This is a genomic window from Paenibacillus xinjiangensis (genome assembly GCF_059686975.1).
Genome location: NZ_JCAALS010000021.1, coordinates 45,026 through 69,986, shown reverse-complemented (window position 1 = coordinate 69,986; position 24,961 = coordinate 45,026). Strand labels below are relative to the sequence as shown.

Here is a 24,961-nt window from a genome sequence, read left to right as displayed (position 1 = left end):
CTGGTAGATAACGCATTAGATGGGAGGCTTAATGCTATGTTTAGAATAGCTCTAGAGAAAGGCAGTTATTTTCTTGCCATTTGGCTTGTGATGTATTATTTCGTTGGTGCACCTATTATTCAGTCTTTACAGATGGCTTCCCTTATGACTAGTGTTCAGATTGTGATTCTTGTTATTGATGAGCACTACAAGAAAGTAATCAGCTTATCGTAAAATGGTAACTTCCGGAGCCGACGTTCTGAATCCAATACGTCTGATCTCGTCTTTCTACAGTATACTGGTGACAATTCTCAGATAATATTCCCGCACCCATGTAGGGCATTCCGATTGCGGCTGTCGTTCCTACCGGTATATTGACTTCTAGGCTGAGTCCCATGCCATAACGGGTATACGCCATGCGAATGGCACCATACGGACTGGTTACTGTTCCTGCTGCCTTTTCGATTATTGCAGTTAACCCCGGCTCTATTATCAAATGCCTGTAACCTGGGGCAGCCACTCTAATTCCAAGGACATGACTAGTAAGCCACTCCTTCACATGTCCCATCATCGCGTGATTCCGCGAACGTACCATCGTACCCAGCCACAGCTCCTCATAATTCCAATACTCTGGCAATGTCGTCAGCCCATGATCAACGAAAAATTTATAACTAGGCTGCGTATCATTCATCACCATGTGATAGACAATTTCATTGCGCTTGTAAGCACCAAGCGAGGCAAAGACCTGTTTCAAGCCGACCTCGCCCGAGGATAAGTGGTTATCGCGTAGTTGAACAGCTTCTATTAGCTTTTCAATCGCACCTTTTTTATTTTCTTCTAAAATAATTCCACTGAACAGCACACATCCGTAGCTCGCTTGACTGGAGTTCCCATAACGCTTCGTATCAGGCTGATAACATATCTTGCTGCTATGGAAACGATTCTGGACAAGAGCAGCCTGAGAGGAGAACTTCTCTGCATCTTCTTCATGCCCGATTAATGAAGCAATGCTCGTCATCGTGCTCAGCAAATAATAGTAAGCACAATTCTCAACTAGCGCGATAGGCGTCTGTTCGTTTAACTGTCCCCAATCTCCCATCTGCGCATAGTTATGCAATAGACCGTTCTCCACATGGGTATCTAGATAAGACAGATAGCTTGTCATCGTGGAATATGCGCTCTTAAGCACAGCAATATCACCATAAACCTGATAATACTCCCAAGGCGTTAGAATACAGGCACCACCCCAATTGGGATCTCTATGCAAGCCGACAATACGCTGATATTCAGGAGCAATAGCAGGGATGTAGCCCAAGCCTTCGGGATCGCCATTCTGAATATCCGTGCTGTCTGTCTGCGCATCGATCATATCTTGTGCAATCTTCGGAATCCATGAACGGATATCATAGCCTGCCGATATGGAGCGGAACATAAGGTGAGAGGTCTCTAGCCAGCCTAATTTCTCAATCTGCGGACAATCTGTGAAGGAGAAGAACATATTGCTCTCAATCGCATGCTCCGTTATGTCATTAATTTGATTCAATACAGGATTAGAGGTTTCAAAAGCGCCAGTCTTCTCATTGGCAGCTCTTAGCACGCAGCAATTGAAATTCCGTACGCTAGCCTCCCAGTGAAATCCCGTAACCTCCACATACCGAAATCCTTGATAGCAAAAGGTAGGATGCCACGTTTCGTCCCCGGTACCTTTAACCCTATAACTGTTCGCAATCTGACAATGATATTTCTCAGACCAGCTCTGTGTACAAGAAGACTGATCAACGCCAGATCCGTCTGACTTCAGCATCTCAGCTGGATACATGCGAATTGTGCTGCCTCTATCGGCCGCCGTCATGTCCCGCAGCACGAGCTCAGGGAATCCAGCTACGTTTCTGCCCATATCGACCAGCAGATTGCCGTTAGCCAGCTTAGTTACGGACACGGCTGGGAATTTCTCCATGATCTTAACAGGCTTGAAGGCCCTCCCTTTTAATCGCCCTAGAGGCTTCTTCATCACCTCTGCATTCATCCAGCTCGTTCGGTTGGTGCCAGGCTTGTCCCAGCCTTCAACCTCCATAGTTCCATCGTAATCCTCGCCGCCATACCAGTCATTGAACGTGATAGGACTGTCAGTTAACTTCCACTTGTCGTCCGTAGCCGCTACAATTTCCGTTCGACCGTCTGCATAAGTCACCTCAATCTGGGCTATCGTTTTTTTATCCCCATAAATGCCTTTTCTTACATACCCTCCGTCGTTTTTCTGATATCTATGCTCCGGCGCTCCGGTAGCAGCATCCAGCATCATAACGGGATTAACGATGAAGTTCACATATTGCCCATTGCCGATTCTAATTCCGATCGCATTGGAGCCATCTCTCAGTAATGGAGTGACGTCGTACGTGACATAATATACGGTCCTAGAGAAGTCGCTCTCACCCGGGTTATAAAAAGCATCATCTAAACGCTGTCCGTTCAGACTAGCTTGGAATAAGCCCAAACCGCTAATATAAGCGCGAGCTTTTACCATATGATTATAGTCCGGCACATGAAAGTCAATGGCTACATCAGGTGCTGCTGATTTGTTGTATTCGCCCCAATCGCCTTGCCCAATCCAAGCTGCTGTCCAATCCTCCTCGTTAAGCAGCCCCATCTCCCATGAAGCCATGCTGCTCCACTCGGATTCAATATCCTGCGTGTCCCAAACCTTAACCTTCCACCAAGCTTCTTGCCTTGATGCAAGTGGTACACCAGCATATTCGATAGCATAATTATTCGGATGAACGACTTTACCTGAATCCCATAAGTCCCCAATGTTAGCATGCAATAACGCAGCCGTTGATGCTACCAAGATATGATAGGCACTCTGTGACTGATTCTGCTGATCGGACTCAAGAGTATAGCTGAGCACGGGGTGTGGGTTTTCTATTCCGAGTGGGTTATGTAAATATTGAACCAGCAATTGAGTAATATTCATTCGAAGAGCTAACCTCCTAGATTGATTTATGTTTACGCTATTCTGATGGTTACACTATAATTATAGCTAGGGGCTTGCGTTGAACACCCGAGAGTAAGGACCAAATAACCCTGTAATAAAGACATATTTATGGAGAAGAGGGCTATCGTGAACCAGACATCTCAATTATTCAAAGGCGAAGCTTTCTTACAAGAGAGCCTTCATCTATTCGTGAATCGCTACACAGAGGACTTCACAGTTCCATTCCATGAGCATGATTATATGGAGTTCTGCTATGTCGCTGAGGGTAAAGGCTATCATCATATTGGCAGCGAGACGATTCCCGTTAGTAAAGGATGTTTCTTTGTTATTCCGATAGGGGTTCCCCATGTATTTCGTCCGACCTCGCCTGATTCTATGGGACTTTTTGTTTATAATTGTCTATTCGATGCCTATATGGTCAATCAATTGGAGATTATCCTGCAGGATCCTCCGATTGTTGAATTTCTGACTGGGCTTGGAAGCAGAGCTGTACCGTATCTCTCGCTGATTGACCATGGTGGTTCTATTGAGAGCTTGATGCAAAAGCTTTTTCGGGAAATAGCTGTTCCTCAGATAGGTACAAAGACGTTGCTGCACACCTTGTTATGTCAATTAATTGTTCATATCTATCGTCAGCAGCATGTCGAATCAAGCAAATCTTCTGCACAATTCGCGAGCTTCGATCAAGTCATTCAGTATGTGGAACACAATCTGATGGAGACGATTACCTTGTCTGATCTTGCTGCGATTTCCAGGTGGAGTACGAGACATCTGCAGCGGATGTTCTATCGTCAGACCGGACAGTCATTTGGCTCATTCCTGCAGCATGCACGGGTCAGCAAGAGCTGCGAATGGCTGCGAATATCCGAGCAGAAGATAAGCAGCATTGCTGCTCTTGTAGGGTACCGTGACGTTGATTCCTTCAATGCTGTTTTCAAGAAAATGATGGGGCAGACACCTGCGCAGTATCGTAAAAATCATCTAGCATTATTGATTCAATCCAAGACGTGAAGGTTAATTGACAAGAAGAAAATAAATTTTTGGTCTTGTTTCTATTTTGTAACTTTAAGCTAGCTTATGACGTTATATCATATAAGAAGAGCAAACATGATATACATCTAAGTAAGGGGGCTGAATAGGTTGACCAGAAAATTAACAACGATTGGAATTATGGTAGCGATAGCTTGCTTGACAGCAGTCAGCTTTACCATTGCAGGAGGCCGAGATTACGCGCCAGTACCGAAGTCAGATGATCTGAAGACGGCATATATAGAGGGCGATATTATAGAGAAGAATGGCAAGTATGTGATAACCTATGACGAGATTAACTGGTATGAGGGGGAGCAAGCGACGGAGCAGTTCCTTACGCATGAGGGTGATTTAGAGCTGGACGGTCCACCGGATGGCTATTACATCGTCAATGACGACACAGAGCTAAGTGAGCTGCCAGTAGCGGATCATGTTCAAGTGCTGATGCAGATCTACAACCGCACAGGAAATATCAATGAGGCGGACATCGTCTGGAATGAACCCATTACACTGGACAAATTTATTTCTATCCTGAACGAGGATGATGGCTTCAATCTAAGAGACTTCCCGTATCACTTCACTGTGGAAGATGGTCAGATCATAAGAATCATCCAACAATATATTCCTTAATTAAAATGGGGTATCTCAGAGGTCATTGGACCTTTGGGATACCCCCTTCGTTTATTATCTTATTTCTTATTAGTTGTTAGCAGTGACAGGCAATTGGACTACGGTTCTAGGATATTCATAGTTATCTCTGAAGCAATTCGTACTTGAATCATAGGATGATTGAGAGAGGCGGTGCGAGATTTCAAAGATAGGCAGGTTAGGGTTGACATGGATAGCTGAATCATAGAAAGAACATTGCTGGAAATCAAATTCCAAGCTCGTTATAATGATGACACAATTGGTAAAGGTGCAGCTGATGAAGCTAAATCCGTCAAACCCGATTGTTTCGTTGCTGAAATTTTGGTTCGAGATGGTCTGCATTGTATCGCTCCTATTATTTGTTGTCTTCCGAAACACAACTATTATGTTAGCAGACAAGCTGTGCAATGTTTGTCATAGCTTGCTTACAGGAATCAAGTATTTATCGACACATTGGGACGACAAGCGATGAATATCGGCGATGTAATGCAAGGTTCTATTAAGATAAGGGAGAACCATGGCCTTATGGACAGGCCTCTTTCCATATTTTATAGTAGGAAAGAGAATAGGAGGCTGATAGATATGACAACTAAAGGGGAATATTCTTTCTCGACTTGCTGGAATATTAAGCGGCATAAGACGGGAAGTGACATGATCGAGGAGATTAAGACCCTCGGCTTTCAATATGTAGAGCTCAATTATAATGTGACGAATGAGCTTCTTACGACGATAGAACCGATGATAGAACGCGGTGAAATCGGCATTTCCAGTGTGCATAATACGTTCCCGCATGTCCCAGATCCGGATTATGGTACGGACTCTGTGCTGCTAGGCTTTGATGATGAGGGCAGACGGAACAAAGCGATAGACCTGCTAGTCCTATCAGCAGAATATGCGCATCGTTACGGAGCGAAGGCTGTCGTTGTTCATCCAGGTGAGGCGCCGTTTCCTTATAACATAGATGAAGAGCTAAAAGGGATATATAAAGAGCAGGGAGCAGGTTCAGCTGCTTACCAGCAGCTATGGCGGGAAATGCTGGAGCGCCGGGAATCACTCAGCGAGCATTACTTAACGCGTATTCGAGAAAGCTTGGAGGAGGTATGCGAGCGGACTGAGAAGCAGGGGTTCAAGGTGAACTTCGGTATTGAGACACGCTCCCGCTGTTATCAAATGCCGACGCTGCAAGAGGCTAAGACGGTCATTGATGGTATGAAAGGGGCTCCTGTCGGTCTGTGGTACGATATCGGACATGGCATGATGATGGATCGGATGGGCTTATATGACAATGTGAAGGAAGCGAATGCTATGATTGATGACATCGTTGGCGTTCATATTCACGAAACGATTGGCTTATCGGATCACTGGTGTCCGTATGTACACAGCAAAGACAATGAGTTCTTTGATTCCTTCCTCGACATAATCGCGAAAGCGCCAGTTAAGGTATACGAGCTTAAGGCGGCCTGTGAGCCAGATGCGATTCATGAGAGCCATGAGATTATTACATCGCGTATTGCCGCGCGTGCAGCAATTGCGGCGGAATAAGGTCGATTCAAGCCGAGCACAAGGTGCGGAATACGAAAATCCGGGATATATCCGATGAACAAAGATTGACGCTTAGATATAGGCTGTCTCGAACGGTTAGCAAACCTTAGAGAGGGCCTTTTTCATGCTTGAAAAAATAGGGAAATGCTTCTATACTAATACCTAGATATTCAATACATAGATATACGATGTATTCTGTTATTTTGAGAGGAGGAGGTAAAGATCAAATGGCCATTAATAAAGAGCTGATGAAGGGCAGTACGGTCATCTTAATTCTGACGCTGCTGGAGCGGAAGGAAATGTATGGCTATGAAATGACGAAAGAAATAGAGCTAAGCTCAGGCGGCGTGTTTACTTTCAAAGAGGGGACCCTATACCCTATTCTGCACACCCTCGAGGTCGAGCATATGGTAGAGTCCTATTGGAATGAAGAGGGTGGGCGCAAACGCAAATATTATCGCATTACCGAGCAAGGGCGCCTTCAGCTTGCGGATAAGAAGCGGGAGTGGTCGCTGTTCCGGACTACGGTAGACCGCGTAATAGGGGAGGGACAAGCCTAATTATGTGTCTAAGCATCGTTCACAATGAGAAGGTTAAGCAATATTTGAAGCAAGTGTGTGTTCCTATTAGAGCGAAGGATGTCCATGAGGACATACGCCATGAGATCATTAATCATCTAGAGGAGCTTGTGGAGGAGAGACTGGAAGAGCGCAGCTTAACTGAAGATGAGGCCATAGAGTGGGCGATCCAGCAGATGGGTGATCCGGAGCAGATCGGGAGACAGCTGCATGCGGCACATAAGCCGAGAGTGGAGTGGGGACTGATCGCTTTGTTGACCGTATTCCTAGCGATTGGCTTCATTGTGATGTATTCGGTACAAATGGCAATGGGTGATCAGAACTTACTGTTTGCTAAAAAAATGGCGTATTCGGCGATTGGTTTGGTTGTTATGGTTGCTCTGTACTATATGGATTATCGAATTTTGAAGAAGTATTCCTGGTACTTGTATGGCGCGGCGATTATTCTTCTATTCATGACGCATGTTGAAGACTTATCTGTGAATGGCGTACGCGGCTGGCTGCAGATTGGACCGATTACTTTCAATGCCGTGTGGATGGCTATTTATTTGTTCATACTCGCTTATGCTGGAATGCTCACGGATAAGAAATCTGTATCCAACCATTGGCTGCGCACAATCGTAGAGCTAGTCAGAGAAATCGCAATCTATGCTGTTATTCCTGGACTACTCCTATTGTCTGTTCGAAGTTTTGTATCATTAGCGATCTATGGCTTCGTACTGGTGATTATGCTCTTGGTCGTAGGTAGAAAATGGGGCGTACTGGCAGCGACCGTGGCTGCTATGGTTCCTATAGGAATATGGATATTCCGGAATCCCTATTATCAATACGTTTCTAGCAGAATTATTGCTTTCTTTGATCGTTCTGGCGCTTCACGAGATGTGAATTACCAGCTTAACAATTCAATAGAAGCTATTCGAGCTGCCGGCATGTGGGGCCAAGGAATAGGGGTGAAGAACGATTCTCTGCCTTATATTTATAATGAGATGATATTTACTTACTCTATATACAGCTTCGGATGGGTGACAGGAGTCGTGATTGTCGGCTTCACACTGCTGCTAATCAGCCGAATGATCGGCATGGTTACTAAGCTGAAGGATTCGCATGCCAAAGCCATTGTTATCGGTCTGCTCGGCATCATCGGTATTCAGTGGATTTGGAACCTTGCGATGTCAGTTGGATGGCTGCCGATATCGGGTATCTCGCTTCCTTTTATCGGCTATTCCGGAATCAATACGATCTTTGAGTTTGCCGCAATTGGCTTGATCCTAAGCGTATATCGACGCAAGGATATGATAAGCAGCGCGATACTCGAAAGTTAATATTCCAGCACTTCATAAAGTGAGGATTCCATGGGGAATCTTTACACTTTATGGAGTGCTTCCTTGTTTATGGAGGTCATCACAGAACATCATTGTTCTGTGTACGGACGCAGACCTTCATGAAATCTACTCATGACTTATGCAGTTCAACCCAAAACTCGGTAGTCAATCAAAAGTCATAAAGATGTGAACAAAATAACCGAGAACCTCTTGACTTTTTCGAATCACCAGAATAATCACGAAGAATACCTTTCCAACTAGGTATATCTTAGAGGATTTTAGGTGATTTTTATGAAGGAAACTCTGGAGCAACCTCAATTTCGCGATCTGAATCAAGGTCAATGTGCAGGAGCACCTGTTTTGCGTTCGCTTTGGGATCGATTTGATTATTCTTTGCTGTTAACGCAGTCCGGCATTGTGAAACGTAACGGTGTACCTTCTTGGATGCTCTGCTTTATGTATATGATCGGTCTCGTTTCGAACTGTACTTCAGTAAACCAGATGTCTCATTTGGCAGCTAAAGATGCGCTGCTTTCCATGATGTTCAAGCCCTACAAGCTGGCGCAGTATACACTAAGCCGATTTCTCACTACCCCGTTCGCTTGGCTGACATTAGGTCTTAGGCGTGTGGAAAGATTGCAATGCGATAGCGACACCATGCTTCGGGAAGGCGATATTATTAATTTGGATGACACGCATGTTGCACACCCTTATGCCAAAAAACTTCCGTTTCTTTGCTGGTTGTTCGATTCCTCTTCCAAGGTTTACAGTTGGTGTATGAATGCCGTGGTTATTCAAGCTGTGCTTCAAAATGGCTTGGAGTATCCCTTGCTTTATCGATACTGGCGGAAGACCGATGACGATTCCGGGTTGACCAAATACGAGCTTTCTCAGCAGCTCTTGTTGATGCTTCGTGAATCGGTGAAGTGTCGTCTCTGGGTAGCGATGGATCGGTGGTATCTGAAAAAAGAATTCATGGCGTTCTTAGAATTACACGGATATGACTGGGTAACAAAAGCAAAACGAAACACGGCCCTATATCGAAAAGTCTCGTGTTCCAGGCGAAGAGATCGTTACATTCCCGTCTCTGCTCGGCAATTGATTTGGGAGATGTATCCTTCACTCGTTTCTACGGGGAAAACGGGACTCACAGCCGTCTCCATACCCGATGTCTATATGAAATTCCCGTACACAGCGATCGGACGAAAGGGCCAGGCAACGAAAAAATTCCAATTCGCGCCAATCGCTGCCATTACAGCTATTCGATTGAAAGAAGATGAAGATGGTATTGTCCTTCTAGAAGAAAATGAGGAGAGCCCTGCCGTATACAAAGGAGCCTATCTGATTATTAGCAATCGTCATGATGTACCTGAGAAAGCGCTTGAAGTCTATGGAAAGCGCTGGCGCATCGAAGTGTTCTTTCGGATGGCCAAGCAAGATCTCGCATTTGGAAAGTGCCACTCGACTTCAGAAGCTCATCAGCATGCTCACATGGAATTATTATTCGCGACCGAAACCCTCCTAGCTTACGCCCTGTGGCAAGTAAACAAAGAAAAAACGAATGATGAGAGCTGCACCCACGGCGAAATGGTTTGCGGACTCTTCAAAACTCGTTGCCAGGTTCGAACCAGAAACCACAAGGGCATTGAACGAATCTATATCGATTTTGACATAGACGCACGGCGCTTTGCAAGTCTTATTTCCGCATACTGGCCGAAGAATCTGCTCATGACTTGGTGGCCCGTTTATTCAAGCATAGATTCTCACAATTACCAGTTAATCTCGTGAACTGCATAAGTCATGTTCATGAATTAGTCGTGTATAAAACTCCCAATTTAATTAATATTTTACATATGATAACTATTAAAATATTATAGTAAATAGTTTCATATTTCTATTAGGGAGATGATAATTTTGGGAATGTTTAAGAGTTTAAAGGTAAAGAAAGGATTAATCTCGGTCATAATTGCTACAACTGCAATTGTTGGCGGTGCAACAACAGCTTTCGCGGGGATTACTACACCTGCAACTATTCTGAACGCTGAGTTAAAAACTGCAGGTAATTACGCTTGGTTAGCCGATGCAACTCCTAATTATAACTGCCTGGCATACGCACTAGGTAACCATTCAAGCTGGGTATGGCCATGGAGCGGCAATCCAACATCCTCTCAAGTAGATACTTATTTATCTGGACAAGGCTATACAATTAGTTCAGCTTATGGTAGTACCACTCCCGGTGACTATGCTATAGTTTCCTACGGTACTTCTTCTAGTATCAATCATTTTTCTAAAGTAGGGACGGCCCGAGTGGGATCCTCAAATTATTCAAATGCAAAGTGGGGATCAGCAGAAAGACTACAAAGTTTGGGTTGGGACCCATATACAGTAAATGGGACATATGGTGCAGCATATCGTAAATATGCTAGTCTTTCGTAATTAAATGGTCCCGGTCGGAGGTCATGTACAAGTGGTAGCAGTTAAAGAATTCATCACGAACACTGTTCTAACCTGAGTTGAAGTCCGGTTAGAACTAAAGCCAATAATGGATGCTAACGAGAATCCTCCGGTCATGAGAATCAAAAGTACGCTTGTTTATAATCGATCGAAGGGCAACTCGGTTTTCTGATTCGCGTAAGAATGCGAGATTATTTCCATTATGCTAAAAAAATAAATTTAAAAATCCCCATACGAAGTAGGAGGGAGGAAAGCCTTGTCCCATCTACCCCGGATACGGAGCGGCTATTCAATAATTAGGAGGTATTAATAATGAAAAGTAAAGTGATGATGTTTATGCTACTATTCGCATGTAGTTTTATGGTGGTATTTTTTATGAAACAAAGTGGAGTAAGTGCCTCAGTTGAACAACAGATTGATACCAGAATGAATTCCATTACCGAGAAAATCAATCAGGAAGTCGCGTTAAGAACTGAACTTTCAACAAGTTCAAATCCTTATGATTACATCGAAAATAATACTGATTTCAACGAAATAGTACTCCTAGGAAATGAAGTACTACCGATATTACAAAAGAAATTAGAGCAAAGCCCAAATGATGGTTTGCAAGAATATATTATTGCAATTGCTATTGAACGTATCTCCAAGACAGACTTAAAAAAACAAGAATCTACCCAATGGGACACCGCGAAATCATTTAATACTAAATGGAAAGCACATTTAAAAACCATTCCTGCTGCTGTAAAATCTATTGCTTCAGACAATAATTTAAACACAGATGAAAAAGTAAACCAACTCGTTGAACTAGGGACTCCTGCGATGCCATTTATATTGGAAGAGGTTGAATCTGTTGATTCAAATTTATTCCAAGCACTTGTAATATTAAGCGACAATAAAAATAATGTAACCTCAACTAAAAGTACACTTGATTTCAATGAATGGACTTCCAATCATAAGGCAGAATTAGAAGAACTAAAGAAGCATGTATTAGAACAATAATTCCCCATGCCAGCTAATAGAACCAATAATTAAAAAAAGCACTGAAAAGCTTCAATTTTAAAACCAATAAGTATGACTCAAATTAAGTAGGTGGCAATTTGTTCGGTTCTGAACGAATTGCCACTTTTCTCTGTATGTTTCTTGATTTGATTTTCGTTAGTTTATAGGACATCTAGGAGAAGAACTCCTAATTAATCGATTGATCGATTGTTTACTGTTTACTCTGGTATTATTTCTACTATCACCTCGCGGGCAGGGAAAAACGGAGCGGAATCGTTTGGCCATATTAGCGGGCTAAATTCTCCTTGTCCAATCGTCCTACTATGGAATATGGTTTTCGTATCCACCAACGCATTATAACTGCATCATCCGTAGAATACTAATTGAGCCCCTTAATCCGCATCTCGATCGGTATCTGTTTGCTGACCTTCAGGTTCAATTCCCCTCCAATATACGGTATAATTCTACATGGGATGTCCTGCTTTCCATTTTTTCACACAGACATTACAGTCTAATACCATAATATTAAAGGTGAAAAAAGGAAAGGGTTATACAACCTGAACCAGCGAAGAAGCCAACGCAACAAGTGGTATATATCCATCCTCCTCCTCGAGGAGGGGATATATCCTTAAGTGAGATAATTCAATTGCTTTAAACATTCCGTCAGTTGGTTAGTTTTCCTTTGTATTTATGGTGTTCATCAGATTTGATCTCGATTGTACTGTTACCGAGCTTTGTATGATCCTTGTAAGCAGTAATTTGAAGTACACTCTGAGTTGCCACTGTAGGCGAATGATATCCTTCTACCAATGGAGACCAGTAAATCGTATCGCCTGACCTAACTGTCACTTGCTTCCCCAGATGTTTCACCTTGGAATCCGCTGGATTCCATAATAACAGCTGCCCCTCTGAGGATCGGACAATAATTATCTCTGTATCCTTACAAGCAATCGTTATAGGAAAACCCGGTACACTGCTCATAATCATAGAATATTGACCAAGTGGGAAGTCTATGTCCGGTTTTACCACTAAAGGAGATCCGTCTGCCGCATAAGCAGTAACAACAAAGCCGCTAAATAATCCTGATAGACTAGCTTGATCTCCATTGTGAAGAACAAACCGTCCTCCAATAGCAAGAAGAAAAATAATCATGCAGGAAACTGCAACCATGGCAACCCTATATGTTCGAGCTGTGTGAAGGATAGAAGTATTCATTCCAGATTTGTTAATGATTGATTGTTTGAGTAAATTGTCCACCTTTATTTCATTCATTCCATTTATATACTTCGTTCTATTCGTCATCGTCAAACCCTCCCATTATCTTTTCCTTAAGAAGCCCTTTTGCTCGCTTTAGTCGTGTCCGAACTGTGCTCTCTTTCAAGTTTAGTAGCTCGGAAATCTCGGATGTTTTGTAGCCCTCATAATAATAGAGATGAATGACCATCCGGTATTTCCGAGGGAGCTCAAGCACAAAAGTCACGACCTGCATGCTCTCTTTATGCGTATTAGGTAGAGGTACCTCCTTATGAGATGAGAACAATTTTCTCCATGGACTTCTGATTACGTCTTTACATGTATTTATTGTTACACGTATAATCCAAGCTTTTTCATGTTCGGCATCATTAAAGGGACGCTGATACATGAAAAGTTTGATGTATACCTCTTGACATACATCCTGCGCATCCGCCAGATTTCCAAGGTGGGTTAGCGCCAAGCGCAACACCATATCACAGTACTTGTTCACCAGCATTGTTAAGTGTTCATTTCTACTACTTATCTCTTTGCTCCCCAATGGCTCCTCTCCCTTCATCCATAACACGTTAACACACAGGAGAATGTTTCATTTAATTAAAATAATTTGACTTATGCAGTTCAATCCAAAACTCGGTAATCAATCAATAGTCATAAAGATGAGAACAAAATAACCAAAAACCTCTTAACTTTTTCGAATCACCACATTAATCACGAAGAATACCCATCCAACCAAGTATATCTTAGAGGATTTTAGGTGATTTTTGTGAAGAAAACACTGGAGCAACCTCAATTTCGTGATCTGAATTATGGTTAATGTGCGGGAACACCTGTTTTGCGCTCGCTTTGGGATCGGTTTGACTATTCTTTGCTGTTAACGCAGTCCGGCATTGTGAAACGTAACGGTATACCTTCTTGGATGCTCTGCTTTATGTATATGATCGGTCTCGTTTCGAACTGTACTTCAGTAAACCATATGTCTCATTTGGCAGCTAAAGATGCGCTACTTTCAATGATGTTCAAGCCCTATAAACTGGCGCAATATACACTAAGCCGATTTCTCACTACCCCGTTTACTTGGCTGACATTCGGTCTTAAGTGTGTGGAAAGATTGCAATGCGATAGCGACACCATGCTTCGGGAAGGCGATATTATTAATTTGGATGACACGCATATTGCACATCCTTATGCCAAAAAACTTCCGTTTCTTTGTTGGTTGTTCGATTCCTCTTCCAAAGTTTACAGTTAGTATATGAATGCCGTGGTTATTCAAGCTGTGCTTCAAAATGGCTTGGAGGATCCCCTGCTTTATCGATACTGGCGGAAGATCGATGACGATTCCGGTTTGACCAAGTACGAGCTTTCTCAGCAACTCTTGCTAATGCTTCGTGAATCGGTGAAGTGTCGTCTCTGGGTAGCGATGAATCAGTGGTATCTGAAAAAAGAATTCATGGCGTTCTTAGAATCACACGGATATGACTGGGTAATAAAAGCGAAACGAAACACGGCCCTATATCGAAAAGTCTCGTGTTCCGGGCGAAAATCCCCGTCTCTGCTCGGCAATTGATTCGGGAGAGGTATCCTTCACTCGTTTCTATGGGGAAAACGGGACTCACAGCAGTCTCTATACCCGATGTCTACCTGAAATTCCCGTACACAGCGATCGGACGAAAGGGACAGATAACAAAAAAATTCCGATTCATGCCAATCGCTGCCATTACAGCTATTCAATTGAAAGAAGATAAAGGTGGTATTATCCTTCTAGAAGAAAATGAGGAGGGCCCTGCCGTATACAAAGGAGCCTATATGATCATTAGCAATCGTCATGATACACCTGAGAAAGCGCTGGCGCATCGAAGTGTTCTTTCGGATGGTCAAGCAAGATTTCGCATTTGGAAAGTGCCACTCGACTTCAGAAACGCATCAGCATGCTCACATGAAATTATTATTCGCTACCGAGACCTTTCTAGCTTACGCCCTGTGGCAAGTAAACAAAGAAAAAACGAATGATGAGAGCTGCACCCACGGCGAAATGGTTTGCGGACTCTTCAAAACTCGTTGCCAGGTTCGAACTAGAAACCACAAGGGCACTGAACGAATCTATATTGATTTTGACATAGACGCACGACGCTTTGCGAGTCTTATTTCCGCATACTGGCCGAAGAATCTGCTCATGACTTGGTGGCCGGTTTATTCAAGCATTGATTCTCACAATTACCAGTTAATCTCGTGAACTGCATAAGTCATGATCTACTAATTAACCATCCAAAATAATCATTTTATTCTAGCAATTGGCATGCTATTCTAGTATTAGGGCAAAATGCGCAAACGTTTGCACTAATACTAGGTGACAATTGGAGAGGAATGATAAGGTGAACAAGCTGTACCGAATCGGACTTATTGTAGTGTTTCTATTAACAGCAGGCATGTATGTAGGAGATCGACTAAACGCAGCACCTGCCCGGCCTGACATGCAGACCTTCGACCAGCCAACAGGCGAATCGTTCGAAGCAAGACTGCAGGGAGACGAGCATTTGAACTGGGCGTTAACGGAACAAGATGAGATTATCGTTAGAGATTCAGAAGGATATTGGAATTATGCCACGATAAATGAAGAGGGGATTGTACCAGGCGGCAGTGTATATGGGCTTGATAAGAAGCCGCAATCCACTGTGGACAAGGTAGAACTGGAGGAGTGGATCGAAGAAAATCCCGAGCAATTGAAATCTGATTCGGAGTCACCCCTAAGCTCAGAAGGCAAGAGCTCCACTGCTCCTCTAGCACCAGCGCTTGTGATTGACCAGAATACGAAGGGTACTCAGCAAATTTTGGTGCTTCTAGTTGAGTTCTCGAATATGTCCATTCAATACTCGGATAGCCAGTGGCACCAGACTTTCTTTGGCACAAACAATAAAAGCGTCAAACATTATTTCAAAGAAGTCACGGACAATCAACTGAATTTTGTTCCTGCGAGTGAGACAAAAGGAACGACGAATGACGGCATTGTAAAAGTAACGCTCAATCGTGCCCATGAATCTGGGAGTACAATAACGGCAGAAGCTCTGGCTGCTGCCGATCCCTATATTAACATGGCTAGCTATGATACAGACGGCGATGGATACATACAAGATGATGAGCTTCGTGTCGTGACGATATTAGCGGGTTATGAAGCCTCGTATGACAGCCAGACTCCATCCGTATGGGGGCATAAGACGAGCTTATTTGGAGAAAATGCGCCTGTGCTTGATGGAGTCCAGTTATGCGAAGGCTGGCATGGAGGCAGCTACACCCAGCAAGGGGAACGCCAAGGCGATCATCAAGCGACGATTGGCATTCTAGCGCATGAGCTTGGACATACACTTGGCCTTCCAGATTTGTATGATATCGATGGAAGTTCAAGCGGTGTAGGCATCCACAGTCTGATGGGGTATGGAAGCTGGGGAAGTCTGGTTAACGAGTATGCTGGGTCAACACCAGTGCACTTGGATGCTTGGAGTAAAATAAAGCTTGGATACGTTACGCCGACCATTGCTCGCAATGAGAGCAGCCAATCCTATTCGCTGAAATCGATTAGTACGGGAGCCTATAATGTTGTACAGATTCCGACATCGGACCCTAATCAATATTTCCTCCTGGAGAATAGACAGCTCGAAGGGTATGACCGCAGCTTGAATTATGCCGGAGGCATAGCGATCTGGCACATCGATGACAGCCGGACGGGCAATTATGATGACTATCACCGACTTGTCGATCTGGAAGAGGTGTCACTCACAACTCCTTATTTTACATCACAGAATGGATCCAGCTTCTCTTCTGTGACAAATCCGAACAGCTATCGATATTATGGCGCGGAAGAGAAACCTTCAGGTGTGAACGTTAATGTAACGAGTTCTAATTCCAGCAGCATGAATGTTAATGTGCATGGCGACTACTCGGCATCGGCTCCCACAGGGCTGCAATTTACTTATGAGATGATGAACAGTATTGGCCTCACTTGGAACGCTCCGGCGGATAATGACGTGGAATCTTATATTGTCTACCGTAATGGAGCATGGATTGGCAATACGACCAAGACGACCTTAATCAATGATATTCTGAATGCGAACACCGTATATAACTATTCCGTCAGTATGATTGATACAGCAGGTAATGAGTCGCCGCTAAGCAATATTGTAACAACAAATACGACGACACCAAATAGTGCAATTATCTATTACAAGCAAGGTTATGCAACACCTTATGTGCAATATCGTAGTCAATTTGATGAGCTTTGGAGCACTCTGCCTATGGAGCAGTCAGAGTTCCCAGGCTATAGCAAGGTCATCATTCCCAAAGGTCAGGAAACCAACGGCGTTATGGTTAAAATAGGTGATGGGAATGGCTATTGGGATGATAATGATGGCAGACTCTATTATTTCTATATAGGAGTATCAACATTCGATGCCGGAACGATAATCAGTGATTTCCCGGCTCTGCCACCTATTACAGACAATGAACCGCCAACTGCTCCAACGAATGTAGCTGTGTCCGCTAAGACAGATACAAGCGTTGCACTGTCATGGTCTGCGTCAACTGATACTGTCGGTGTGAGCGGGTATGATATTTACCGGGATGGCGTAATGATTGGAACAACAGCTTCTACCTCTTTTAACGCAACAGGGTTAACTAGCAATACGACTTATTCGTTCACCGTGATAGCGTATGACGCATCAGGCAATGAATCTTCGGCAAGTGTGCCGTTAACTGTAACGACCAATTCTACGACAGGCAACAGCGTCACGGTCTATTACAAGAAAGGCTTCAACACGCCTTATATCCATTACCGGCAAGCAGATAACAATTGGACCAGTGTTCCAGGTGTCTTGATGCCAGCAGCAGAGGTGAATGGTTATGCGAAGATTACGATCAATATTGGCACATTAACGCAGCTAGAGGCCTGCTTCAATGACGGTAATAACAATTGGGATAGTAGTAATGGAGCCAACTATTGGTTCTCGGCAGGAGTGTGGACATTCGATAATGGCAGCATCACCGCTGGAGCGCCAGATAGCGAGCCACCGAGCGTGCCTTCCAATCTAACCCTTACTACGGCAACGGATACAACGATTGGATTGTCATGGTCGGCATCAACTGACAACGTTGGAGTAACTGGCTATGATATTTACCAGAATGGGGTGAAGATCGGCTCGACTTCGACTGCCTCTTATACAGCAACAGGACTTAGTGGCGGCACAAGCTATTCCTTTGCAGTCAAAGCCTATGATGCGAAGGGCAACACGTCAGCCGCCAGCGAATCGCTGTCCGTGACAACCAACCCAGCAGTAGGCAATACAGTGACTATTTACTACAAGAGAGGATTCGCTACGCCTTATATCCATTATCGCCAAGCAGATAATAACTGGACTGCTATTCCAGGCATTGCTATGCCAACATCTGAGGTGGCTGGCTATAATACAATAACGATCAATATCGGAACGCTAACGCAATTGGAAGCTTGCTTCAACGATGGCAACAACAATTGGGACAGCAGCTATGGACAAAATTATTTGTTCTCGCCGGGCGTCTGGAAGTTTGATAATGGCGTTATTACACAAGGCACACCATAAGAGAAAAGATACGGCGGATATTCATAACATGTCTAACACCCCGATGTCGAATAGGCGTCGGGGTGTTAGTGATTGACAGCACATAATAATGTCGATATAATATCACATGCTACTATATCACGTGCAACTATATTGAGAGAGGAGGATAACCGCGATGACATTAGATTTTGAACAAAACCCTCTAGGGTTTATCCTCTCACGGACATATCTCGCCTATAGCAAGGCTATTAGCCGAGCCATAAGCGCTTATGATATTACACCTGAGCAGTATGGGACGATTCACCGTCTTAGCTTCAAGGACGGCATATCACAGAAGAAGCTCGCTGAGCTCAATTCTAGAGATCAGACTTCCACAGGCAAAATCATTGATAAGCTGGAGCAAAAAAAGCTGGTCGTTCGTGCGCCAGATAATTCAGATCGCAGAGCCGTGCTGCTGTATTTGACTGCAGAGGGGCGTGCTTTAGTCAATGAGATTGAACCTGTATTGAAGCCTGTTCTTGAGAAAGCGAGGGCTCACTTGTCAGAAGATGAGATTAACCAGTTCGTTCATGTATTAGATAAAATATTTATTAATTTATCCTAAGCTTCAGATTCGAATGTCGATTGGTGCACGCTCGGTTTGAACAGGGGCTGGCTGATCTAATGGTGCATCCGCATTTTTATTGTTATGCGCAGCCTTGTTTCTGTCGGTTTCGGTATCTGTTTCTACCTTGTCTACATTCGAGTGGTTTGGTAGCTTGTTATCCGAAGATACAGTCTCTTGGACGTCCTTCAGCAATTCGCCAATTTTCATATCCGTTTGGATCAGCTGCGATCGTACATCTTGAACCATTTCACGTTTCATCTTGAAAACAGTGCGTTCTGCATTCTCAAGCATTTGAGATTTGCCGCTGTCATTGTTGGAGTCATTCTCCATGATAGTGCGATCGAAGCGGACCCCACCTTCAAGAGTTGTAATTTTACCCTTCAAGTTTTCACGTAAGGCAACCATTTTTCCCAAGTGCTCATATGTATTGCTATTCTTAATGACTGAATCAAGCGAGTGAATATCATCTTGCTGATCGGGCTGCGGAGCACGTTCCGTCTCTTTCTTACGCGTTTTTTCCTGAATTTCTTCAGCCTTAATCTGAGCAATCTGAGCATCGATTTCCTGCATGCTGGAGGTCAAGGTTTGGATACGCTGGTTCTTGATTTTGGAGTCCAGCTTTTCATTGATTCTCACGGCTTGGATTTCTTCGCTTATTTTTGATTTTTGTTTCATTAAATTTTGAATCATTTTATCCGTTCTAGAAGTAGATTCTGTGTTTCGAGAAGAATGTGGGGTTGCATGATTAGCTGATGAAACAGAAAGCATGTGGATTCCTCCTATAACTAAATTGAGTATGATTTGGACCTTACCTCATAATATCGGAATTTTGGATTATTTTGTTAAGTGTATTTAATCTTAAAGGCTAACTCATAGCATAGGTTTTTTTTTTAACTAAATACATGCATATGCTACTATGTGATATGCATGTAAATCGGAGGAGAATGAAATTGAATTTACAGCAATCGTTCAAAGATCTAATGAAAATCACACAGACGAAGATTGGACTCGTATTCGCTATTTTTGTTCCTTTATTTTTCGTCATCGTCTGGATGACCGGTTACCATGGTGCGACGGACAGGATTGATCAATTGCAAGTTGCTATCGTGAATGAAGATGGTGCATCAGGAGAGGCCGTTCAACAAGGTATCGTTGACAATGCGCCGTTTCAATTAGAAGTATCTTCTGAGCTGGAGGAAGCAAAGGCTCGCATGGATAAGGGAGACTACTCGATGGTTATCGCTATTCCTGCGAACTTTACACAATTGATGGGTGAAGGACATGCGGAGCTGACCTTTTATGTGAATCAAGCAGGCTCAGAGGTAGCCATAGCTTTGCTGGAGCAAGCGGCGCTGCAAATAACGGATCAGCTTGGGCAGCAGGTGCAGAGCAGTGCCGTGCAAGCGAATGTTGTGAAGCTGAACGTAGTCGCAGATTTCGCAACTTCCATGCTTCCTATGCTGCTTGGCTTCATCTCTTATATTGCGATGATGACGATGAATATTCAGTTCAACATCTCTTCCATGATGATGAAAAGGAACCATTCCAAATGGGAGATTTTCTGGAGCAGACAGATTCTGCTTGCTCTAGTGGCTGTATTCGTGCCATTGATTATTACAGGTGCTGCCATGCTGTTCACCGAGGTTGCAAGCTCATTCCTAGCTATGTGGAGCTACCATGTTCTCGTATTCGCAGCCAGCATTGCAGTGACTCAGATGAGCTTCGCTCTGTTCGGTAATGCAGGGCCACTGTTCAATGTAGCGCTTGTGCCTATCCAATTAATGACGGCGGGGAACATCATTCCGCAATCCATGCTGGCTCCTTTTTACCGACATATCGGAAGCTTTCTTCCTGCACCGAACGCTATCCAAGGCTATCTGAAGCTGATCTACAACGGAGAATCGGTAACGGTATATGTGATCAATCTTATTCTCATCGCTCTTGTTGCCTGGGCAATCACCCTTATCAGGGTAGCAGCGGAGAAAAAGGCATTGGCCAGCAGCCCAGCAGCTACTAATGCTCATTAATCTCTTGTGAATGGGCAGTCTCGAAAGAGTAGTTAGCTCTTAGCAAAAGAATGCGGATATACAGTTATTGTCGGATGTGCTTCCAATTGGAGAGAGAGACCTGCGATTATGCAGGTATTTGAGCTTCGATGAATCTATTAGGGAATAGGATGAGGAAAAGAATGCAGCTTCGCAGCTAATTCTGAACAAGGATGGATTGTGGAGAAAAAGAATGTACAATCGCAGTTTTTATCAGCAGCTTGGTCAAGTGATGCTCTTGCTTCATTCATAATGAATAAATGGCGGCAGTCTCCAGGAGTGCCATCGACCAGAACAAAAATAGTGGTACAGGTATAGCACCCTGTACCACTATTTTTCATACTTATTTTCTCACCGTCCTCACTCATTTCTGTCTCCTATACATTGGGCTATGTTAAAAGTACAATAAGGACATAGATTCAAATATGGAAAAACGAGGGAGGCCCCTGCATGCAGCTTCGCAAATTAGGCAGTACTGATCTGGAACTATCTCCGATAGGACTAGGTACTTGGCAATTCAGCAGCGGCAAAGGCATGGTCGGCAAATATTGGGCTTCCCTGGATGAGACACTCGTACAACAGATTATTCAGATCAGCTTGGAAGGCGGCATTAATTGGTTCGATACAGCTGAGGTCTATGGAGGCGGGGAATCAGAGAGAGTGCTGGCGATGGCACTTAACAAGCTGGGTTCGATAAGCGATGGAGCGAGGATTGCGACCAAATGGTGGCCAATGCTCCGAGCAGCGTCGAATATACCGAAGACGATAGCAGAACGGCAGAAGCAGCTTCAAGGCAGACCGATTGACCTCTATCAGGTGCATCAGCCATTCTCATTCTCCTCCGCCTCCAGTGAGATGAAGCAGATGGCGAAGCTTGTGCACCAGAAGCAGATTCGCCATATTGGGGTAAGCAATTTCTCTGCGAACAAAATGCGTGAAGCAGATCGGACTCTGAGGGAGCACGGCTTGCGCCTCGCCTCCAATCAGATGCCATACAGCTTGTTAGACAGGCGGATCGAGCATAATGGCGTTCTTGAGACGGCGCAGGAGCTGGGAATCGCGATTATTGCCTACAGTCCTCTCAAGCAAGGCATTCTAAGCGGTAAATTCCATAATAATCCTGCATTGCTGCAAGGACTGTCGCCTATACGTAAGCGGATGGGAGGGTTTAAGCCTTCAGCACTAGAGCGAACGAGACCCTTAATCGAACAATTGGATAAGCTGGCGGCTCTGTACGATGCTACGCCTACGCAGATTGCTCTTAATTGGCTCATTCATGCACATGGCGATACCGTCTTCGCTATTCCTGGCGCATCCAAGCCGCATCATGCGACCGAAATGTGCAATGCTATGCGGTTCCAATTGACGCCGGGGGAAATAGCGGAGCTTAGCAGCTTCAAGCTTACATAAGCGAAATAGAGGTTAGTGAAATCAATCCATTCGCGATGGGCAAGTCATGAAGACGGAGTTGATGGATGTCCCCCTTCGACTGTACCAAATAGAGGAATTTGAACGTACGCTTACGTCCAATGGGTTCGAATATATTGTCGTTCACGAAGTGAAGGATGGCTATGGAGCGGGGACCACTTTTCATGTTATAGAATGTAGAGCAATGGGATACCAATCCTGGGTGGATGGCTATCCCATTAAGCTATAGATCAAATGCATTGCGAATCATGATGGCCGAGCCAGTCACAATGGCATCTTCCTTGAGATGCCCTTTCGTGAACTTGGGCTCATACTCTGGATAATAGAAAATATTGTTCCTAGCGATATCTGTTGCCATCCGGAAGAACAGATCGGAGGAATTGATAAGAACCCCGCCAAGAATAACCGTATCGGGATGGAACATATTAATGAAGTTCGCTAATCCAATGCCGAGGCAAGCAGCCGATTGGAGGAATAGCTCGGTCGTATATGGATCTTCATCTGCCAAGGCTCTGGCTAGAATATCATAGTTCAAATGATCCAGCGGCACATTGTATTTCTCCAGCAGATGATGCCGGCCTGTTTTGGCATGGGTGCGTGCAGTCTTCACAAGCGCTTGAACGGAGGCGAACGCTTCAAGCGCGCCATAGTTGCCGTAATCATGCAGCCTCGGCCCGTCCATCTGAATAATCATTTGACCAATAGAGCCCTCCATGTCATTGGAGCCATAGATAATACGGCCATGAGACATCATCGCTGAGCGAAGTCCTGTGCCAGCATGGACATACAACAGATTGAGGGCACCGCCAACATGGCGGTGCAGAGACCAATGCTCACCTAGCAGCGCCATGTTGGCGCCATTGTCCAGCTTCGCTTGGAACCCAGTCTTCTCTTCGAGCAGCTTGCAGATCTCAACATTCAGCCAGCCATTGGCAAGAAAATGATGCGGCTTCAATATAATGCCATTCTCTCTGTCGAGCGGTCCTACTGAGCCTATACCGATGCCGATTATTTGCTCGGAGGGGATCTGATGGTCACTTAGAAAAGCTTTGATATACTTATGTACGTAGTCAATGAATTGCTCGGTTGTCATCGTCTCGTCCATCCGCCAACGGGTGCTCGATCTCACGTTCATCTGCATATCGAATAGGGCAAGTGTAGAATACATTCTAGAAATTTCAAGGCCAAATATGTAACCGTAATGCGGGTTGATCTGATAATGAATTGGCTTTCTGCCGCCTCTGGATTGGCCAAGCCCGGATTCGATAAGCAGTCGATTGCTCGTCATTTCATCTAGGAGTCGTGATAATGTGGTACTGCTCAGCAGTGGAAGCTGCGACAAGAGCTCAGCCTTGCTAATAGATGGCTTGCTTGCAACCAGATCATATATTAACCGTTCGGTTGTTGGCATAGGATGCGGTCGTTTGTCCACCTGAACGCTTCCTTTCATTAGAATTCAGACCTCGAATGAGGTCAGTTCATTATAGCTTATTTGGACACGGATAGTAAGCAGGTGATGAAGGAGGGTGACGATAGAGACAGATGCTGATTCCAGTAGATAGCTCCATTCAGAAGCTGATCATCTCATTCCCGAAAGGGGATGTGAATGTGTATGTGATAAAGGGCTCGAATGGTTATACCATAGTGGATACAGGTGTATATTCCGAGCAGGCCGTTCTCCTGTGGGAGCAGCTTATTACAGACGGACTTAGAATAGAGAAGATCGTATTGACGCACACGCATCCGGATCACATTGGGATGGCAGGCTGGCTGCAGAAGCGGTTAGGGGTTCCAGTAGCGATGCCAGCGATCGGATACAAAAGAATACATAACCTGAAGCTGCAATGGGTGACCCATAAGCATCATGAGGATGAGCCATATGGCTTTCTGTTGAAGCATGGTGGCGCTGCTATATCCTATAAGCAGCTGCTGAAGCAAGCAGCAGAGCAGTATTTGGTCCCGGATGAGCTTATTGAGGATGGTGATGAGATCAGAATTGGTGATGAGTGGTATGAGGCGATCTGGACTCCCGGTCATGCTCCTGATCATTATTGTTATTATAATAGCAGCTACCTCCTTGCAGGGGATCATATCATTGCCGATTTCTCGCCGGTCCTTACCTTTACCTCAGAAGAGGACGGCAATCCGCTGCAGCATTATTTTCATTCCTTGGAGCGGGTTGCAGAGCTGCCTGTGAAGCTGGTACTGCCTGGACATGGCGAGGTCACTCCTAATCTGAAGCAGCGTGTGACGGAGCTAAAGGATGGACACGATCGGCGTCTATATCAGATATTAGATGTGCTAGGCTCGAATGAAATGACCGCTGGTGACATCAGTAGAGCCATATATCCACATGCAGATCCAGCTTACACCTATTCCTTGGAAATTCAGTCGACCCTTGCTCGATTAACGTATTTGCGGGCACAAGGCGAGTTGTCTTCAAGAGTAGCTGCTGGGCAAGTCTTATTCGCATCACAGCAAGATTAGCACGATAACGGGGGA

The 24,961-nt window shown here is 44.4% G+C and carries 21 protein-coding genes and 1 pseudogene; 16 read left to right on the top strand and 6 right to left on the bottom strand.

Annotation, left to right across the window (positions count from 1 at the left end; all coding sequences use genetic code 11):
- The first annotated feature begins 36 nt into the window (after positions 1–36).
- Entirely contained in the window at positions 37–213 is a 177-nt protein-coding gene (locus AC6ESP_RS20125; protein WP_497098526.1) for a hypothetical protein, read from the top strand.
- On the opposite strand, the gene AC6ESP_RS20120 is transcribed toward AC6ESP_RS20125, so the two are convergent.
- Entirely contained in the window at positions 200–2,950 is a 2,751-nt protein-coding gene (locus AC6ESP_RS20120; protein WP_497098525.1) for a family 78 glycoside hydrolase catalytic domain, read from the bottom strand. The genes AC6ESP_RS20125 and AC6ESP_RS20120 overlap by 14 nt on opposite strands.
- Positions 2,951–3,097: 147 nt before the next feature.
- Here AC6ESP_RS20120 and AC6ESP_RS20115 point away from each other — a divergent pair, with 147 nt between their 5' ends.
- The 8 genes from AC6ESP_RS20115 (at position 3,098) to AC6ESP_RS20080 (ending at position 11,543) form a co-directional block, all read left to right on the top strand.
- Positions 3,098–3,982: an AraC family transcriptional regulator gene (locus AC6ESP_RS20115; protein ID WP_497098524.1), complete on the top strand. Its 885-nt coding sequence runs from the start codon at positions 3,098–3,100 to the stop codon at positions 3,980–3,982.
- 129 nt (positions 3,983–4,111) lie between these two features.
- Positions 4,112–4,630: a hypothetical protein gene (locus AC6ESP_RS20110; RefSeq protein WP_497098523.1), complete on the top strand. Its 519-nt coding sequence runs from the start codon at positions 4,112–4,114 to the stop codon at positions 4,628–4,630.
- Positions 4,631–5,230: 600 nt separating this feature from the next.
- A complete protein-coding gene (locus tag AC6ESP_RS20105) occupies positions 5,231–6,190 on the top strand; it encodes a sugar phosphate isomerase/epimerase family protein (protein ID WP_497098522.1) in 960 nt (319 codons plus the stop codon).
- Between the two features lie 227 nt (positions 6,191–6,417).
- The gene (locus AC6ESP_RS20100) at positions 6,418–6,750 is read left to right on the top strand and encodes a PadR family transcriptional regulator (RefSeq protein WP_497098521.1); all 333 of its coding nucleotides are present in this window, start codon (positions 6,418–6,420) and stop codon (positions 6,748–6,750) included.
- 2 nt (positions 6,751–6,752) lie between these two features.
- Positions 6,753–8,090 carry an FtsW/RodA/SpoVE family cell cycle protein gene (locus AC6ESP_RS20095; RefSeq protein WP_497098520.1) on the top strand — a complete coding sequence of 446 codons (1,338 nt, stop codon included), beginning with the start codon at positions 6,753–6,755 and terminating at the stop codon, positions 8,088–8,090.
- A 291-nt stretch (positions 8,091–8,381) separates the two neighbouring features.
- Complete coding sequence (locus AC6ESP_RS20090) at positions 8,382–9,878, top strand: transposase (RefSeq protein ID WP_497098576.1); 1,497 nt, start codon at positions 8,382–8,384, stop codon at positions 9,876–9,878.
- A 132-nt stretch (positions 9,879–10,010) separates the two neighbouring features.
- The gene (locus tag AC6ESP_RS20085) at positions 10,011–10,526 is read left to right on the top strand and encodes a DUF7689 domain-containing protein (RefSeq protein WP_497098575.1); all 516 of its coding nucleotides are present in this window, start codon (positions 10,011–10,013) and stop codon (positions 10,524–10,526) included.
- 330 nt (positions 10,527–10,856) lie between these two features.
- Positions 10,857–11,543, top strand: coding sequence for a hypothetical protein (locus tag AC6ESP_RS20080; RefSeq protein ID WP_497098519.1), 687 nt, complete (start codon positions 10,857–10,859; stop codon positions 11,541–11,543).
- Between the two features lie 663 nt (positions 11,544–12,206).
- Here the strand turns inward: AC6ESP_RS20080 and AC6ESP_RS20075 are convergent.
- Both AC6ESP_RS20075 and AC6ESP_RS20070 read right to left on the bottom strand, forming a co-directional pair.
- Entirely contained in the window at positions 12,207–12,845 is a 639-nt protein-coding gene (locus AC6ESP_RS20075) for a hypothetical protein (RefSeq protein ID WP_497098518.1), read from the bottom strand.
- A complete protein-coding gene (locus tag AC6ESP_RS20070; RefSeq protein ID WP_497098517.1) occupies positions 12,835–13,335 on the bottom strand; it encodes an RNA polymerase sigma factor in 501 nt (166 codons plus the stop codon). The genes AC6ESP_RS20075 and AC6ESP_RS20070 overlap by 11 nt, the downstream gene beginning before the upstream one ends.
- A 1,284-nt stretch (positions 13,336–14,619) precedes the next feature.
- Between AC6ESP_RS20070 and AC6ESP_RS20065 the strand changes: the two genes are divergently transcribed.
- The 3 genes from AC6ESP_RS20065 (at position 14,620) to AC6ESP_RS20055 (ending at position 18,983) form a co-directional block, all read left to right on the top strand.
- Positions 14,620–15,027 (top strand): transposase, encoded by a 408-nt coding sequence (locus tag AC6ESP_RS20065; RefSeq protein WP_497098516.1) that lies wholly within the window; start codon positions 14,620–14,622, stop codon positions 15,025–15,027.
- 121 nt (positions 15,028–15,148) lie between these two features.
- Positions 15,149–18,400, top strand: a complete 3,252-nt coding sequence (locus AC6ESP_RS20060; protein ID WP_497098515.1) for a M6 family metalloprotease domain-containing protein — start codon at positions 15,149–15,151, stop codon at positions 18,398–18,400.
- Between the two features lie 154 nt (positions 18,401–18,554).
- Entirely contained in the window at positions 18,555–18,983 is a 429-nt protein-coding gene (locus tag AC6ESP_RS20055) for a MarR family winged helix-turn-helix transcriptional regulator (protein ID WP_497098514.1), read from the top strand.
- A gap of 3 nt (positions 18,984–18,986) precedes the next feature.
- Here the strand turns inward: AC6ESP_RS20055 and AC6ESP_RS20050 are convergent, their stop codons facing one another.
- Complete coding sequence (locus AC6ESP_RS20050) at positions 18,987–19,754, bottom strand: FlxA-like family protein (RefSeq protein ID WP_497098513.1); 768 nt, start codon at positions 19,752–19,754, stop codon at positions 18,987–18,989.
- Between the two features lie 182 nt (positions 19,755–19,936).
- Between AC6ESP_RS20050 and AC6ESP_RS20045 the strand changes: the two genes are divergently transcribed.
- On the top strand, positions 19,937–21,013 hold the full coding sequence (locus AC6ESP_RS20045) for a YhgE/Pip domain-containing protein (RefSeq protein WP_497098512.1): 1,077 nt from the start codon (positions 19,937–19,939) through the stop codon (positions 21,011–21,013).
- A 137-nt stretch (positions 21,014–21,150) separates the two neighbouring features.
- Here AC6ESP_RS20045 and AC6ESP_RS20040 read toward each other — a convergent pair whose 3' ends face one another.
- Positions 21,151–21,399 (bottom strand): hypothetical protein, encoded by a 249-nt coding sequence (locus AC6ESP_RS20040; protein ID WP_497098511.1) that lies wholly within the window; start codon positions 21,397–21,399, stop codon positions 21,151–21,153.
- A gap of 82 nt (positions 21,400–21,481) precedes the next feature.
- Between AC6ESP_RS20040 and AC6ESP_RS20035 the strand changes: the two genes are divergently transcribed.
- Positions 21,482–22,441 (top strand): aldo/keto reductase, encoded by a 960-nt coding sequence (locus AC6ESP_RS20035; RefSeq protein ID WP_497098510.1) that lies wholly within the window; start codon positions 21,482–21,484, stop codon positions 22,439–22,441.
- 52 nt (positions 22,442–22,493) lie between these two features.
- Positions 22,494–22,688, top strand: a pseudogene (locus tag AC6ESP_RS20030) (hypothetical protein); the annotation flags it as partial.
- Here the strand turns inward: AC6ESP_RS20030 and AC6ESP_RS20025 are convergent.
- A complete protein-coding gene (locus AC6ESP_RS20025; protein ID WP_497098509.1) occupies positions 22,683–23,891 on the bottom strand; it encodes an ROK family protein in 1,209 nt (402 codons plus the stop codon). The pseudogene AC6ESP_RS20030 and the gene AC6ESP_RS20025 sit on opposite strands and share 6 nt — an antisense overlap.
- 110 nt (positions 23,892–24,001) lie before the next feature.
- Here AC6ESP_RS20025 and AC6ESP_RS20020 point away from each other — a divergent pair, with 110 nt between their 5' ends.
- A complete protein-coding gene (locus AC6ESP_RS20020) occupies positions 24,002–24,946 on the top strand; it encodes an MBL fold metallo-hydrolase (RefSeq protein ID WP_497098508.1) in 945 nt (314 codons plus the stop codon).
- Positions 24,947–24,961: the final 15 nt, after the last annotated feature.